This window comes from Candidatus Hakubella thermalkaliphila (assembly GCF_013281975.1).
GTDB classification, from domain to species: Bacteria; Actinomycetota; Humimicrobiia; order Hakubellales; family Hakubellaceae; genus Hakubella; species Hakubella thermalkaliphila.
Window position 1 is genome coordinate 1 of sequence record NZ_BLRZ01000038.1, and the last position, 15,641, is coordinate 15,641.

The window sequence follows — 15,641 nt, forward strand, 5'->3', positions numbered from 1 at the left end:
CTCTTTAGGGTGCAGTTTCGAAATCTGAGTTCCTCTTTGACGGTTTTGAGCAGAGCTTTGGTACCTGGGCTTCACTTAGTGCACTTGTCTAAGTATGCATCTATGCCATAGCTTGACATACCAGCGATTATCAACTAGCATTTGTGCCAGGTCAGGGGATTGCGGCATACCCGAACCAAAAGTTCGTATACCCGGTTGCTACCCATAATCGGGCTTCACCATCGGCAAAGAAAGGAGATTCTGCGATGATTATTGCAAAACGACAGGTTCTTGATATGATTAAGGATCTTCCGGAGCAAATCGAAGTTGACGAATTGATATATCGTCTTTACCTTAGACAAAAACTTGAGGCTGCTGAGAAAGATGTCCGTGAAGGAAGACTCGTTTCCCATGAGGAAGTTGTCAAGGAGACATCTAAGTGGTTCAAATAAAATGGGCGAAACGGGCACTCCACGATTTACGCGAAATCTATGAGTTTATAGCCACAGATTCACCTCGATAGGCCCAAATACAGGTTGAAAGGATTCAAGAATCTGTCCTAAATCTTGCTAAGTTTCCATCTCTGGGCAGGCAAGTGCCCGAGTTTCCACATCTACCATATCGTGAGGTCTTGGTTGGAAATTATCGAGTCCTCTACAGAGTAGAAGAAAAACCGGGCCGAATTCTTGTTATGTCTGTAGTACATGGACGGCGGTTGCTCAAAGAGCCACCCAACTACGGCTAACACCTGTTTGTGGGTATCTTTGTTAGCCTAAACCCTTCGGGCTTCACAAACAGCGGAAAAGGTCATGCGCCATTGCTGAGATAAGTCATTAGCAGAGAGGTACCGCTATGGAAACTCCCGAGTTAAACGTAGTAACAGGAGCTTTCGGCTATACAGGCAAATACATAACCCGGAAACTGCTTTCTAGGGGGAAAAGAGTCAGAACCCTTACTGCCCACCCCGCCCGTCAAAGCCCATTCGGGGATCAGGGAGCATCTTTCCTTTCAACTGTAGACGAATGCTCCCTCGGCAAGGCCGTGCCTGGCCATATACTCCGACAGATTCGTCAGCACTGCGTTGTTGATAGTCTTGTCCGATACGTTCCCGTTCTCGCGTCCTCCCACTATCGGGATGTTGCGATGGATGCAGAGCATCTTCACCAGGAACTGCTTCAGGTCAGGCCTGTGGTCCTTGCTGTAGCCGTTGGTCACCTGTAGCTGGCTCTCCTCCTCGTTGCACATAGGGTAACCCCCCCATACGCTCACCGAGGTCGTGTCAAAGTGTACATGCCGCATATCCATGTCCTCAGGGAATGCCCTCGTCGCGCTGAACGCGATCTGGGAGACGAGCTGTTCTGTACCTCCATCGTAGATGGCGTCCATCGCACGACCCAACGTAGTGTCGTTGAACGCTCCCGCAGGGATCTCCCTATCCAGAAGCAGACCAGTATCCACGGACTCCGCAAACCTCTCCAGCCGATAGAGAGGGCTCCTTCCCGAAAGAGTGTCCAGCACCATGAGCTGGACCACGGTGCCCACATTAACAGTCATCTCCGTCGGAACAGCGGCGTTGACCGCGTCTGCAAGCCCGATCCTTCTGCAGAACTCCGCCACGATGGGCAGGTGTTCTGCCTGACTGATGTTCATCTACTTCAGCATTGCTTTGATATCGCTCATTCACCACATCCTCTCTTATTAAAGTAGCAGTTGACAGTCTGTTGTATCTCTATTATAATACAACCATGAGTAAATGTCAAGACGAAATCGAAGCAAAAATCGCTTGTGTTAAGAGGGATCTGATGGAGCTTGGCTGGATACACCCGGGTTCCCTGTCGAAGCAGAAGCGGTCACGTGGGGGTGAGTACCACCAGCTGAGCTACCGCCATGGGGGCAAAGGCCACACGAAGTATGTCAGACCCGAGGATGTCCCTGAAGTCATGCAGGAGCTTGAGAACTACCGGAGATTCCGGGAACTCACCAGAAAATGGGTTGAGTTGGAAATCGAGTCGGCGAAGCTCAGGCGCGATGGAGGCAAGTCGAAGAGGAATAGCACGGGAAAGAAGCAAGGGCGCACTCGGTAAACTCCGGCCTGAAAGCTATGCGCAAACTAACACGTAACCACTTATGCCGGAGTTGATTCCGCGGGTCAGGAAAAAATAACGAAAAGCTGCATGTAAGGGTGGGAAATGTAAGTTAATATATTCAGCATCTAGCTTTTCTAAGGCCAGAATCTTATCAGCATTTCCTTCCTTAAGGCTAAATTTAAGACTTCTTTTCAATCTGCAGTTCCTTTAACAACTGTTCCGTTTTTCTTCTACTTCTTCTCAATCCGTAAAGCCTGGCACAAAATGAAGTAATTATTGAAACAAAATCTTGCCTTAAGTCATCTTTATTATTTGGTGATTCATTAATCACTTCAATTTCCATTCCTGATTCTTCAAATAAAACTTTAAGATAGTTAAATCCAAACCTGGCTAATCTGTCTTTATGCTCCACCACTATTTTAGAATAATCTTTCCGTCTTAAAACTTTTTCAAGTAGCTTTCTATTATCATTTACTCCTGATCCGACTTCTTTGACAACATCGGCTATCTTATAACCTCGGGCAAGGCAATAATCAGTAACTCTTTTTGCTTGAGACTCAAGATTATCTCTATTTTCACTTGAGCTTACCCTGGCCTAAACGATCGCTTTATCAGGTCTATCTGACTGCGGAAGAACAATTACCGTACCGGTTGGTAACTGCTCGCATTTGATAAGACCTAGCTTCCAGTGTCTCCACGCTGTTTTATAGCAAAGAGGGTGTCCAAAAACCAAGGGCATTTTGCCCAAGGTGGGGAATTACTCCTACATGAGATCTGATTTTGAGGTCAATGTGGGAAGTTTTATGCGAAATTAGCTCCTTTTTAGGGGCGAAGTGGGAGATGAGTTTTTGAAATTGGAGTTTTTAGACAGCCTCCAAACACCCTTTAATTTTGCATAATCAGATAACTTCATATTTATATTATAGACTTTGTTTCACTAAATGTTAAGACTTTTCTATATTTTTGTTAAAGTTTAGTTAATACCTCAATTCCCAGTAACTCAAGGATCTCCAGACATCCTGCGCAGACCTGAGGGTGTTTGATGTTGGAGCCAACGGACGGCAGGTACTTCCAGCATCTCTCACACTTCTTACCGGCAGCAGGCTCTACCTCCAGAGCCATCCTCCCCATACGGAGAGATATGGTGGGCTCACGACCGCTAAGTTCTCTCTCCACCTCTATCTCGGAGACCATGTATAGCTCCTCCAGAGATTTTCGGTTCTCCATCAGATGGGAGTAGAGGTTTTCATCATCTGTAAAAAGTCTAACCCTGGCCCGCAGAGAGTCTCCGATAGTTTTCTGTCCCCTCAGAACCTCAAGCCTTTTGAAAACTTCATCTCTTGCGGTCATAATCTCGTCGAATTTTCTCTCTACCTCTTCTTCAACCGGAATCTCTGAAGGATCGGGCCAGGGTCTCAGATGAATGCTTTCCTCCTTGCCCTGGAAGTCAGGTGTGCTCTGCCAAATCTCCTCACAGGTAAAGGAGAGAACAGGGCACAACAAGGAAGTCAGGTAGGTAAGAATCTTGAAGAGGACGGTTTGGGCGCTCCTTCTTCCCGGAGCATCAGGAGCCGAAGTATATAGCCTGTCTTTCAGGATGTCTAGATACCGGGCACTCATCTCCACAGCACAAAAATTGGAGATGTAGTGGTAGACTAAATGAAACTGATACTCCTGGTAAGCTCTGGTAACCTGTTCGGTCAACCTCCTCAGCCTTTGTAGGGCCCATCTATCGACTTCCCATAAGTCCTGGTAGGGAAGAGCGTGGACATCGGGATCAAAGTCATAGAGATTCCCCAGAAGAAAACGAGCCGTATTCCGGATGCGGCGATAGGTGTCTGTAACCTGTTTGAGGATGCTGGGAGAGATACCCACATCCCCGCGGTAATCAGTAGAGGATACCCATAGCCTGAGAATGTCGGCCCCCGAATCCCTCATCACGTCCAGAGGGCTGATGACGTTGCCCAGAGATTTGGCCATTTTTCGTCCCTTGTCGTCCACCATAAACCCATGGGTGAGAACACTTCGGTAAGGTGCCCGGTCCCGAGTGGCCATGGAGACCATCAGGGAAGAGTTAAACCACCCTCGGTGCTGATCAGAGCCTTCCAGATACATATCGGCTGGCCAGGAAAGCTCCGGTCTGGTTTCCAGAACCGCCCGATGGCTGGAACCAGAGTCAAACCACACGTCCAGGATATCATTCTCCTTTCGAAAACTATTACCCCCACAGGAGGAACAGTTGAAATCAGATGGCAATATCTCTTCGGGGTTTTTAGTAAACCAGGCATCGGAGCCCTCTTTCCTGACCAACTCGTAAACACACTCTATGGCTCTTTTATCCAGGATAGGCTCTCCGCACTTCTGACAGTAGAAAATAGGTATTCCTACCCCCCAAAATCTTTGCCGGGAAAGACACCAGTCAGGCCTCTCGGCCACCATGGCGTAGATCCTGTTTCGTCCCCACCGGGGGATCCACTCTACCTGGTCTATCTCCTTCAGGGCTTTCTGGCGCAGGCCCTGGTGATCCACAGACATAAACCACTGAACAGTAGTCCTGAAGATGACTGGATTATGGCAGCGCCAGCAGTGGGGATATTGATGTTCCACCTGGCCTACCTTTAATAACAGACCATTTTGGGCAATAGCTTCCACTACCAGAGGATTGGCATCCTCCACATACATCCCCCTGAATTGGCCAGCCCGGTCATCAAAAATACCTCTTTCATCCACTGGACATAGGATCTCCAGACCGTACTGTTGCCCGGTAAGGAAATCTTCCCGGCCATGACCAGGAGCTGTATGAACACATCCGGTTCCCTGATCTAAGGTCACATAGTCGCCCAGCAGCACTGGCGATGGACGGGCCAGGAAGGGATGAGTACAGATCAGATCCTTAAGATCCCCACCCTTATATCGGGCCACTATCTGGTAGTCTTCTAGATGGGTCTCGGCAGCCACCAGCTCTACCAGCTCCTGAGCCACAAGGTAGAGCTCCTCCTCTCGAGTCTTCAATATCACATAGTCATACTCTGGATGAACGACGATGGCCAGATTGGCGGGAATGGTCCAGGGAGTGGTGGTCCAGATCAGGATGAACCCCTTTTTACCTCCAAATATTCCTTGGGGGTCCTCTTTAACCGGAAATTTGACATAAATAGAGGGGGATACCTTCATTTCGTACTCTATTTCTGCCTCAGCCAGGGCAGTCTGACAGGAGGTACACCAATGAATGGGTCTCAGCCCCCGGTAGACATAGCCCCCTGCCACCAGTTCGGAGAAGACCTTAACGATGATGGCCTCATAGTCATTGTTCAGAGTAAGATAGGGATTTTCCCAGTCGCCCCGCACTCCTAGTCTCTTGAACTGCTGGCGCTGGACATCCACAAAATGGAAGGCATAATCCCGGCATCTCCTTCTGAGCTCCATGCGGTCTAGCTCCAGGTTCTCTTCTTTGACCATTTCCACCACCTTGTTCTCGATAGGAAGACCGTGATTGTCCCAGCCGGGCACATAGGGGGCGTAATATCCGCGCAGGCTTTTGTATTTGACTATCATATCCTTGAGAACTTTGTTCAAGGCATGACCCATGTGGATATCCCCATTGGAGTAAGGTGGGCCATCATGCAAGATAAAACTCTTTCGTCCCTTATTTCGAGCCAAAGTCTTTTGGTAAAGCCCTATCTCATCCCAGAAGTCGAGGATCTCAGGCTCTTTGGTGGCCAGGTTGGCCCTCATGGAAAAGCTGGTTTGGGGCAAATTAAGAGTGTCTTTATATTCCATTACTATCTCTAACCCTGTCTAGAATAGGAAAGAGTTATCCTTAAAACAAAAAGATCATCCCCAAGGGACGATTAAAACTAGCATAAGAGGGAAAGAGAAGTCAATTCCTTGGGAATTGCACCCTGAGAACTTGCTTGAGGAAGGAGATGTTGCCTTTATCTCTTGCGGACTTGCATCATTGATCTAGATCGAATAACCATCGACCCACAGCTAAGTTTTTTTCTCCGAAGGGGGCTCGACAGCGAAAAATTTCTCTACCAGCTCCTCATCGGCGATCTTCGGATAGCTCTTTTTTCTGCCGCCTTTTCGTAAGAAAGGGGCTTCCACTTCCGGGAGCGAATCTGAGCTTACTTGCTCAAGATCCGCCAGTTCCTCCTCTGCCACTACCTCTTCTGCCACCCCGCTGGCTTCTATAGACACCTCCCCTTTATCCTGGATATCTTCTGAGACCTCCTCGGTTTCCAAAGAGGGCTCCTCTGCGGAGACAGAGCGCTGCTGGTCAGCAGATTCAGAACCCTTCTCAGCAACCGAGCCAACAGGGATCTCCTCCAGCACTTCTGGAAAGACAATGCCCTCCATAATATCCACCGCATCCAGGGAGCTCAAAAGAGATTGCAGGAAACTTCTGATCCTTTTCCTAATTTGTCCCTGAACATCTCCGAGCTTTTCTATCTCCTTCTGCACCACCTTTTTTTCTCTGTCGAGATCTTTTATCTCTGTATCAGCCATTTCTCTGGCTGCCTGGAGAATGTTCTCGGCTTCGGACTGGGCGCTCTTTCTGATGTCTTCGGCAGCTTTCTGGGCGGAAAGCAGAGCAGCCTGAATAACTGATTTCATTTCCTCGCTCTCAGCTACCTTGCTCTCCAAAAGCTCGATTTTAGCCAGAAGCTCTTTGTTCTCCTTGGTGAGCCGATCCAACTCTCTGGCCACCTGGTCCAGAAACCGGTCCACCTCCTCCATGTTATAACCGCGCAGGGAGGTATGGAACTCCTTCCGCTGTATTTCAGTTCGGGATACTGTCACTTTTCCTTCCTCCTTTTCTTTCCCTCTAGGGGAAATAGTTATAAGCTATGTAGTTGAGCAGTCTTGATATTATCATCAGAAAGATCAAAGCCAGGAGAGGAGATAAGTCCAGACCACCCAAGGATGCTACTGAAGAGAGCAGATTTCTGAAGATCCTCAAGAAAGGCTCGGTAAGGTCATAGAGAAAACTATAAATACTCCCCAAAAGACTGCGATGACCGGGGCTGAACCAGGATAAGATAGCCCTGGCCACAATTACAAAACTATAGACATTGATCACAAAAATAAGAAGCTCTAAGACCCCTCCTATGCTAAAGTTCATCGCTCCTCTTCCAACTCTTCTCCGATCTCTCTAGCCCGTAAGGCAGCCCTTTCTACCGCTTTGATGACCGCGTATCGAAACCTGTTTTCCTCCAGAACCTTGAGAGCCTCTACCGTAGTACCAGCCGGAGAAGTCACCATCCTGCGGAGCTCTGAGGCTTCCATCCCCGTCTCCTTCAGCATCCTGGCTGATCCGAACATGGTCTCTACAGCAAGTTTGCTGGAGACCTCCTTACTCAGTCCCATGCTTATGCCTGCATCAACCAGAGATTCGATGAATAAAGAAAAGTAAGCCGGACCGCACCCATGAATGGCCATGGCTGCATTCTGATTTTCCTCTGGCAAAAGCATAGTCTCTCCCACACTGGACATAAAAGCAAGTACATACTCCGCATCTTCAGGATGCGCATAACGGCCAGGGCTGACTACTGATATGCCGGCCAAAGACATGGCTGGTGTATTAGGCATAACTCTGACTACCCTGGCCTTCTTGCCCAACTCTTCCTCTACAAACGTTGTGCTGACTCCAGCCGCGATAGATATCAGAAGATGATCCTCTTCTACAACTTCCCTGATAGTCTTCAGGACAGCTCTTATATCTTGAGGCTTGACGGACAATATAACCACCTGAGAATCTCTGGCCGAGGTCCTGGCATCTTGAGAAGTAGATACTCCATATCGATCAGCTATCTCTACCAGCCTGTGAGGCAAAATGTCACACATGACCACCTGTTTCGGATGCAAGAAATGAGCAGCCAGCGTCCCCTTTAGAAGCGCCTCTCCCATCTTTCCCGATCCCATGAAGCATGTCTTCCTCTGGTCGATCACCTTATCCCCTCTGTCCGCATCTCCAAAAGGATTCCCTGCCTGTCCCGGCCTTCCAGGGCTCAATTTCTTTAGAACTGGTTAAACAAGCCTCTTTGCTGCAGCCTTATCTTCTCCTCCGCTGAGACCTCTACATTGCTGGGGGTGAGCAGGAATACCTTCTCTGCCACTCTCTGGATTCCTCCGTTTAAACCATAGGTAAGGCCACTGGCAAAATCCAGAATCCTTTTAGCTGTCTCAGGCTCCACCTTCTGAAGATTCAGGATAACCGGGATGCTGACCTTGAACTTATCGCCTATGATTTGGGCATCATTGAAGCTGCCAGGCTCCACCACATGGACTTTGGTCTGGGGAGATCTCAATGTTTGGATGGAAGATCTAGGCGGAGGCGGTCCCTCCTCTGAGAATATTCTTCTCACTCGGGGATGGTCACTGGAGCGAGGAGATATCCTCTCCTGTTCCTCTTCTGTTTCATCTTCGGCCAATCCGAGATAGATAAGAACTCTTCTAAAAAAACTGGCCAATCTTTCTCTCCTTAGCCAAACTAATTTTAACAGAAAATAGCCGAGCCCACTCTAACCATTGTTGCTCCCTCTTCTATGGCTACTTCGAAATCGTTAGTCATCCCCATGGAGAGGTGAGAGAAATTAGGAAAGATTCCTCTTGCAGCTAGATCATCTCTCATCTGGCGCAAGTCCCTAAACACCCCTCTAACTTCCTCTGGATCTTCCACCAGAGGAGCCAGGGTCATGAGTCCACATATGTCCAGATGGGGAACCTGGACAATCTCCTGGCAAAAAGAATAAAGTTCCCCTGGCGCGATTCCTATTTTGGTTTCCTCCTGGGCCACGTTTACCTCGATGAGGACTTTTTGGGTCCTGCCCAATTTTCCCGCTCTCTTACTGATCTCCCAGGCCGTGGACATTCTGTCCAGAGAATGGATATATTCGGCGATCCCGATGACTTTTTTGACCTTGTTGCTCTGAAGGTGACCCACAAAGTGCCACCTGACCCGGTCTCCCAGCACCCTGTGCTTTTCCACTAACTGATCGGCCCGGTTCTCTCCCACATCCGTTAAACCAAATTCTACGGCTCTTTCCAGAAGTTCCACGTTGGCGTATTTGGCCACAGCCACCAGGATGATCTCAGAGGGATCTTTGCCAGAACGGAGAGCGGCTCTGGTAATCCGCTCTCTCACTTTCTCTATCTTCTTCTTCAAAGCATCACTCATAGAAATTCTTCATCAACTCCAGATGATTTTAGAAAATCCTTTGCCAGTTTCGGCCAACGATCTGGCTCTGACCATCCTTCTGGGAACATTTTTGCGCCTGTCTCCAGCAGCATCAATGCACTCCCCGTATAGATCCAACAACCTCCCGGTAACATGGGTCAGGGAATTGGCCATAGCCTTATCTCTGGCCAGCCTGCCCATCTCTTGTCTCAGAGAAGGATTTCGGATCAACTTGAGAACATGGTCCACAAACTGGTCTACATCCAGCCCGGTCAAGAACCCCTCCCGGCCATGCTCAATAAGTTGAGAAGCTCCCATGGCATCCACAGCCACTACCGGTAAGCCTGTGGCCATGGCTTCCAGGATGGCCAGGCCCTGGGTCTCGGTTAAGGAAGAAAAGACAAAGATATCACTTTGCCTGAGTTCTTTAACTACCCCTTTCCGGTCGACAAAGCCGCTAAAGCTGACTATGTCTGCCAGCCCTCTCTCCTGGCAAACCCTTTTCAAATGAGGCAGCTCGGGACCACCACCGACCACTCGGAGGACTACACCAGGCACTCTGCTGCGAACTTTGTCCATCACATCAAAAAGAAACTCTATGTTCTTCTCTTTAGCCACTCTGCCCACATAGATCAGTCTAGTATCTTCATTCTTCTTCTGCAGCGCTTCTTCCTCTCCCCCGGGGAGCAAACTCTGAAACTCATGAAGATCCACACCCGTGGGCAAAACCTCGATCCTGGAACTTACTCCGTATTCTATCAGAAGCTCCCGTATCCTCTCAGAAGGGCTCAGGACCAGGTCACATCGGTCACAGTATATTCTGGAAATCCTCTCCACTCTCTTTTTGCTTATTCGGATTATTCTAGGAAGGTAATGCAGGTACTCTTCATATAGAGTGTGATAAGTGTGAACCAGAGGAATACTTTCCGCCCTGGACACCCGCAGGGCCACCAGGCCCAGGGGGAAAGGATCGTGAGAGTGGACGATGTCCAATTTTAGCTTTCTTATGGTGGCCATGATATCCCAAAGGGTGGGAATGGCCAGTCTATATCCCTCGATGAAGAAGATGTCTACAGACGGGAACCGGTGGATATGGTTCCCATCATCCTTGTAGCCCGGAAATCGGGGAGCGAAAATATGGACTTCATGGCCCTGCCTCATCAGTTCGTTTTCAAAACTTATGACGGAAGTTACGACACCATTTATTTGAGGAGAGTAGGTGTCGGTGAACATACCGATCTTCATTTCATCCTCCCCTAATTTTTTCTTATTATACTATATAGTGGGTTTACAAAAGTAAAGAGCCAAGTCCGTCGGGGGTCTCCACAACAATCTGGACGTTCCAAGATAGGGAGCTGGGTTGGATCCAGCCTTTCTACTTCCTCAGAGGTATCAGGGCATTTTTTGCCCCTCTAGTCAACAATATGCAGATCAGCGTAGTTGCCAGTGACCAGATAGGCGACCCTCTCTCCGATACTCACGGCATGATCGGCAATCCTTTCCAGATAGCGGCTGGCCAGCACCATGGTGGTAGCCCAGTTCATCAGTTCCTCATCACCATGGAGTTGACCAAATTCCCGGATCAACTGGTGGTAGAGCTCATCAATGGGCTTGTCCAGATCGTTCAAGCTAAGAGTAAGTCTCCGATCTTCATCCGCGAAAGCTCTTAGAGATCGTCCTACCAAATCCTGGACCAGTCCGGCCATCTCCTGAAAGAGATCAATTATGCGACTGGGGTAGTGGTCAAAGGTGGGCTCTTTGGCTATCTGGGCGATGTTGGCTGCCAGATCACCCATTCTTTCCAGGTGAATTATCATTCTCAAGATAGTATTGATCATCCGCAGATCTACGGCTACTGGCTGTTGTCTGGCCAGAAGGACCATGCAGCCCTGCTCGATTTTCATATCCATCCTATCTATTTTCTTATCACTCTCGATCACCTGATCCGCCAGACTGGAGTTTCGATCAAGAAGAGACTCAACAGCCCGGGCCACATTCTCTTCCACTACCCTGCCCATGACCAGGACGTTCTTGCGCAGATCACCTAACTCTTCGTGGAAACTTTTTCTCATATTTTTTCACCTCTATTCTAAAAGCTTCCCCATGGCTTGTCCGCCCCGGACTAGCCAAATCTTCCGGTAATGTAATTCTCAGTCCTCTTGTCCCTGGGCCTGGTGAAAATCTCATCTGTAGGACCAAACTCGATCAATCTTGCCGGCTGGTCTACCTCTTCTACCAGGAAAAAGGCGGTATAATCGGAAACCCGGGCCGCTTGCTGCATATTATGGGTAACAATGACAATGGTATATCTTAATTTTAACTCAAACATCAGATCCTCGATCTTCATGGTAGAAGAGGGATCCAGGGATGAACAGGGCTCGTCCATCAGGAGCACCTCTGAGTCTACGGCCAGCACCCTGGCAATACAGAGTCTCTGCTGCTGCCCCCCTGAAAGATCCAGAGCGGAGGTGTGGAGCTTATGTTTTACCTCTTTCCACAGGGCTGCCCTTTTCAAGCTCTCTTCCACGATGTGATCCAGCTCGTTCTTATTTTTCACTCCATGAACACGGGGGCCATAGGCCACGTTCTCATAGATGGATTTAGGGAAAGGATTTGGTTTTTGAAAGACCATACCCACTCTTCGCCTCAGTTCCGAAACGTCTATGTTAGAATCGTAGATATTCTGGCCATCTATCTCCACCAGACCTTCCACAAGCGTGCCATCGATTAGATCATTCATGCGGTTGAGGAGCCGCAAATAGGTTGACTTTCCACATCCAGAAGGGCCGATGAAGGCGGTTATCCTATTCTTATAGATCTCTGAGTTAATATTCTCAAGAGCTTTAAAGTTGCCGTAGTAAAAGTTGAGATTTTTGGTGCAAAGTTTGATCTCAAGCTCTGCGGACAAGATCTCTTCCCTCCCCGAGAATCACCAAAAAGCAAACCTACAAGTTGGAAGATCTTTGTTCTTAGAAGTGCGAATTATTCTAACCAATTTTACCACATTTTTCTCAGCCTGAAACTCGTCCCTTGCATCTTGGGGTACTACCGATTATAATTTAGTGGGTATCCACTTAGTGCAAGTCCCTACTACATCTTGTGCTGAGCCGGTTTCGTTCCCCCCATAACCCTATGCTAGATCTAGGGCATACTTGCGTCAAGTGGATACCCACTTAAAATATAAGGTGGATAGCTTGGCCAGAAATGATAGTTAACGTTTTTCAAGGGCTCCATCCAGTGATACAGGTGCTTTTGCCACCATGGGTGGGATAGTTGGCTTGGCAGTAATGATGCTACTCGATGTGGCGTTTGGTTGGTGACAGATGGCTTACTCTGACAAGAAGGTTTTCACAAAGGAAGAACTAAGGAAGTACAATGGCAGCAATGGTGTTGCCTATATTGCATTCAATAGTTGCAGTGCTGACTTCGAAGACTAGAGGCGACGGCACAAGAGAGCCATTGGTTCTAGATATTCTCAAGCAAGCCTATTTGACTCTCAAAAAGGACTTCGACGAGGAAAACGGCGGCTTTAGCTTAGCCCCTAAATTCCCGCAGCCGTTGGGGCTGGAGTTTCTCTTAAGATACTTCCATCGTACTCAAGATGAGAAGGCTTCGGAAATGGTGGAAGTTACTCTGGAAAAGATGGCCAAAGGGGGTATCTACGACCAGATTGGAGGCGGCTTTCACCGATATGCAACAGACAATAACTGGCTGGTCCCGCATTTTGAGAAGATGCTGTATGACAATGCCCTGCTCAGCCGAGTTTACTTGCACGCCTACTTGGTTACTGATAAGCAGCTATTCCGTTGCGTTGCAGAGGAGACCATCGACTACGTACTCAGGGAGATGACTGCTCCTGGAGGAGGTTTCTTTAGTACCCAGGACGCCGATAGTGAGGGCATGGAGGGTAAGTATTATCTGTGGACGCCCGATGAAATATTTGATGTGGTGGGAAAAGAGAACGGCCAGATCGTAGCTGACTATTTTAGCGTTACCGCCGACGGCAAAGCTGAGCTTGATGGCTACCTTGATGACTATGCGATGGTCATCGATGGACTTTTGACCTTGCATGAGGCTACCTTTGGTGGAGAATGGCTGCGACAGGCTATTACGCTTGCCAGAATAATGGTTGAGCAGTTCTGGGATGAGGCTACCGGGGCCTTCTACGATACAGGGGAGAGACACGAGAATCTGTTTGTCCGTCCACAAAGCACATTTGATAGTGCGCTACCATCGGGTGCCTCCATGGCTATCATGGTGCTGCTTAAACTGGGGAGGCTAACTGACAACCATAAGTTTGAGCAGATCGCGGCACGGGCACTGAGGTCGGTGCGGGAGCTTATGTTGCAGCATCCCCTCGGCTTTAGTAACTGGCTCTGCGCCCTGGACTTTTACTTATCCGAGCCAAGGCAAATTGCCATCATTGGTTCTATAGATAATCCGGCAACATCAGCGCTTCTGCATACTCTACGTACTACATGGTTGCCCAACAAAGTAGTCGCCGCATATGACCCTGCTGACCCAACCTCAGTATCAGAGCTCAAATTGCTTGAGAATAGGGGAATGATTAACAACCAGCCCACTGTTTATGTCTGCCATCGCTATTCCTGCCAGAAGCCGGTTACTGACTCCGTTTCATTGAGCGCCCAATTGCGAGGAGACTGATGTCAGCCGCAAAGTCCACCATTGATAGCTTGAGGAAAAAGGGGTGGACTGCTACTGCTCACAGAAGTTAACTGAGTTGCGTCGCCGTGCTGATTATCCAGAGAACCATCAGGGCTTAGAGGCTTAAGCCTTGCTGGACTACCTGCTTTAGGCGCTTCTGTTCTGCCTCGACTGCCCCGTCAGGGATACTTTTTCGGACAATACTGGCTCACTTTCGGCTTTTCTCTATCAACCGGTCGATGTCGGCCACCCTGACTTGCTGGGTCAGCCACCACTGGGGATCACGCTGGGCGTCCAGCTCCTCCACGCTTTTCCCCTGCTGCTCGACCCAGGTGAAGTACTTGAGGTTATGCCACTGGTTATGGGTCTGGCGAGTGCCTTCCTTGATCCAGTCCAACTTCTGATGATGGAAGATGCTCACCAGGCGCGCCGCCGCCTCGGTCTCATCCATCTTACCATAGGTCCTGCTCATTTGCTCCATTACCGACCAGTAGCGATCGATAGCATCGGTACAGACGGTGACAATAACGTCGTCCCTGCCATAGCCATAGAATTTGGCCGTCTTAATGGCTCCCAAAAGGTTACACACCCCACTGATCCCAAAGATCTGAGACATCTTCTCCACCTTGCCTTCCGGCAGGCCATAGCGGTCAACCAGAATCTTCCGGCCGGGTTGCTCTACCAAGAACTGCAGGCCTTTCTTGCACTCGATGTCATCGATGCACATAAGGGCATCCATGTTCCACACGTTGTGGATCCAGGTGGCGTGCTTATCGCCGATACCCTGAATGTCGTGAGAACCATAGCCGTTCCAGTACAGGGTGGGGCACTGGATAGGCTCCAGACCAACAATCTTGTGGTCGGGCCACTTTTGCTTTAGGCGATCACCAGCAGCGATGGTACCCGCCGAGCCCATGGCCGAGACAAAAGCGGCTACCTTACCCTTGCCTATGCCCTGCCTGGCCAGCTTTGCTGCCAACTCCACCACGGTATTGCCGGTAACATAATAGTGAAAGCGATAGTTACCGAACTCCTCAAACTGGTTAAGGATGCGAACCCGCTGCGGATCGCTGGCTCTGAGTTCCTTGCTCTTGTCATAAATTTCCTTGACGTTAGCTTCCCCACCGGGAGTCTTAATTACCCGACCGCCGTAACGCTCAATCTGCTCGAAACGTTCTCTGCTCATCTCCTCCGGTAAGATGACCACGCTATCAAACTTCATGCGGCATCCCACCCAGGCGCCACCAATGCCGTAGTTACCAGTAGAGGGCCAGACCAGGACGTGGATACCGGGATTGACCTCACCGGCCAGCTCTTTCTCCACCAGGATGGAGTAGCTGGCGCCCACCTTATGGCTGCCGGTGGGGAAATCTTTGGCATAGATCACCACAATATTGGCTTCCACATTGGTCAACTCCTGGGGGATGATCTCATAGTAGATCTGATTGTCCGGTCCCCGCCAGGTGATGTTGTAAAGATTGATGGGATCCAGGGGATCTTCCTCTCTCATCCGCAGAGCCTTCTGGCGAACTTGCGGCTCAATCTTCTCAGGATGGAGCATCTCCTCAAAAGTCGGGCCGATAACCAAAGTCTTCTCCACACTCATAGTGGCATTCGTCTCCTTCTTTAATTCCTCACTACAACCTACGATGTTAGCAGTACGTTCAACAATATGCTCCCTTGAAAATAACACAATTTTCATGCGACGTGGTGCGCCGCGGTGCATGGGC

15 protein-coding genes and 1 pseudogene are annotated in these 15,641 nt (G+C 49.2%); 4 read left to right on the top strand and 12 right to left on the bottom strand.

The annotated features are described in order from the left end of the window. Window positions 1-245: 245 nt before the first annotated feature. Together HW443_RS05045 and HW443_RS13875 are read left to right on the top strand one after the other, a co-directional pair. Window positions 246-431 (top strand): hypothetical protein, encoded by a 186-nt coding sequence (locus tag HW443_RS05045; RefSeq protein ID WP_176232125.1) that lies wholly within the window; start codon window positions 246-248, stop codon window positions 429-431. 77 nt (window positions 432-508) lie between these two features. Further along, window positions 509-724 (top strand): type II toxin-antitoxin system RelE/ParE family toxin, encoded by a 216-nt coding sequence (locus tag HW443_RS13875; RefSeq protein ID WP_176232126.1) that lies wholly within the window; start codon window positions 509-511, stop codon window positions 722-724. 263 nt (window positions 725-987) lie between these two features. On the opposite strand, the gene HW443_RS05055 is transcribed toward HW443_RS13875, so the two are convergent. After that, window positions 988-1,629 (bottom strand): IS1634 family transposase, encoded by a 642-nt coding sequence (locus HW443_RS05055; protein ID WP_176231357.1) that lies wholly within the window; start codon window positions 1,627-1,629, stop codon window positions 988-990. A gap of 152 nt (window positions 1,630-1,781) precedes the next feature. On the opposite strand from HW443_RS05055, the gene HW443_RS05060 reads away from it, so the two are divergent. Beyond that, a complete protein-coding gene (locus tag HW443_RS05060) occupies window positions 1,782-2,063 on the top strand; it encodes a DUF6788 family protein (RefSeq protein WP_176231358.1) in 282 nt (93 codons plus the stop codon). A 181-nt stretch (window positions 2,064-2,244) separates the two neighbouring features. Here the strand turns inward: HW443_RS05060 and HW443_RS05065 are convergent. The 10 genes and pseudogenes from HW443_RS05065 to pstB all read right to left on the bottom strand — a co-directional run bounded on the left by HW443_RS05065 (window position 2,245) and on the right by pstB (window position 12,154). Beyond that, window positions 2,245-2,805, bottom strand: a pseudogene (locus HW443_RS05065) (IS607 family transposase). Between the two features lie 227 nt (window positions 2,806-3,032). After that, a complete protein-coding gene (gene ileS, locus HW443_RS05070; RefSeq protein ID WP_176231359.1) occupies window positions 3,033-5,846 on the bottom strand; it encodes an isoleucine--tRNA ligase in 2,814 nt (937 codons plus the stop codon). 210 nt (window positions 5,847-6,056) lie between these two features. After that, window positions 6,057-6,869 (bottom strand): DivIVA domain-containing protein, encoded by an 813-nt coding sequence (locus tag HW443_RS05075; protein WP_176225967.1) that lies wholly within the window; start codon window positions 6,867-6,869, stop codon window positions 6,057-6,059. A 25-nt stretch (window positions 6,870-6,894) separates the two neighbouring features. Further along, window positions 6,895-7,191 carry a YggT family protein gene (locus tag HW443_RS05080; protein ID WP_176231360.1) on the bottom strand — a complete coding sequence of 99 codons (297 nt, stop codon included), beginning with the start codon at window positions 7,189-7,191 and terminating at the stop codon, window positions 6,895-6,897. Beyond that, a complete protein-coding gene (proC, locus tag HW443_RS05085) occupies window positions 7,188-7,991 on the bottom strand; it encodes a pyrroline-5-carboxylate reductase (protein ID WP_176235639.1) in 804 nt (267 codons plus the stop codon). The genes HW443_RS05080 and proC overlap by 4 nt, the downstream gene beginning before the upstream one ends. 95 nt (window positions 7,992-8,086) lie before the next feature. Next, window positions 8,087-8,539: a cell division protein SepF gene (locus HW443_RS05090; protein ID WP_246273257.1), complete on the bottom strand. Its 453-nt coding sequence runs from the start codon at window positions 8,537-8,539 to the stop codon at window positions 8,087-8,089. Window positions 8,540-8,565: 26 nt separating this feature from the next. Beyond that, a complete protein-coding gene (locus HW443_RS05095) occupies window positions 8,566-9,234 on the bottom strand; it encodes a YggS family pyridoxal phosphate-dependent enzyme (RefSeq protein WP_258188953.1) in 669 nt (222 codons plus the stop codon). Window positions 9,235-9,258: 24 nt separating this feature from the next. Then, complete coding sequence (locus tag HW443_RS05100) at window positions 9,259-10,491, bottom strand: glycosyltransferase family 4 protein (RefSeq protein WP_176235637.1); 1,233 nt, start codon at window positions 10,489-10,491, stop codon at window positions 9,259-9,261. Window positions 10,492-10,658: 167 nt separating this feature from the next. After that, window positions 10,659-11,318, bottom strand: coding sequence for a phosphate signaling complex protein PhoU (phoU, locus tag HW443_RS05105; RefSeq protein WP_176232102.1), 660 nt, complete (start codon window positions 11,316-11,318; stop codon window positions 10,659-10,661). Window positions 11,319-11,368: 50 nt separating this feature from the next. Continuing rightward, a complete protein-coding gene (gene pstB / locus HW443_RS05110; protein WP_320411519.1) occupies window positions 11,369-12,154 on the bottom strand; it encodes a phosphate ABC transporter ATP-binding protein PstB in 786 nt (261 codons plus the stop codon). Between the two features lie 551 nt (window positions 12,155-12,705). On the opposite strand from pstB, the gene HW443_RS05115 reads away from it, so the two are divergent. Then, window positions 12,706-13,911, top strand: a complete 1,206-nt coding sequence (locus tag HW443_RS05115; protein WP_176237956.1) for a thioredoxin domain-containing protein — start codon at window positions 12,706-12,708, stop codon at window positions 13,909-13,911. Window positions 13,912-14,119: 208 nt separating this feature from the next. On the opposite strand, the gene HW443_RS05120 is transcribed toward HW443_RS05115, so the two are convergent. After that, window positions 14,120-15,637 (bottom strand): PLP-dependent cysteine synthase family protein, encoded by a 1,518-nt coding sequence (locus HW443_RS05120; protein ID WP_258189833.1) that lies wholly within the window; start codon window positions 15,635-15,637, stop codon window positions 14,120-14,122. Between the last annotated feature and the right edge of the window lie 4 nt (window positions 15,638-15,641).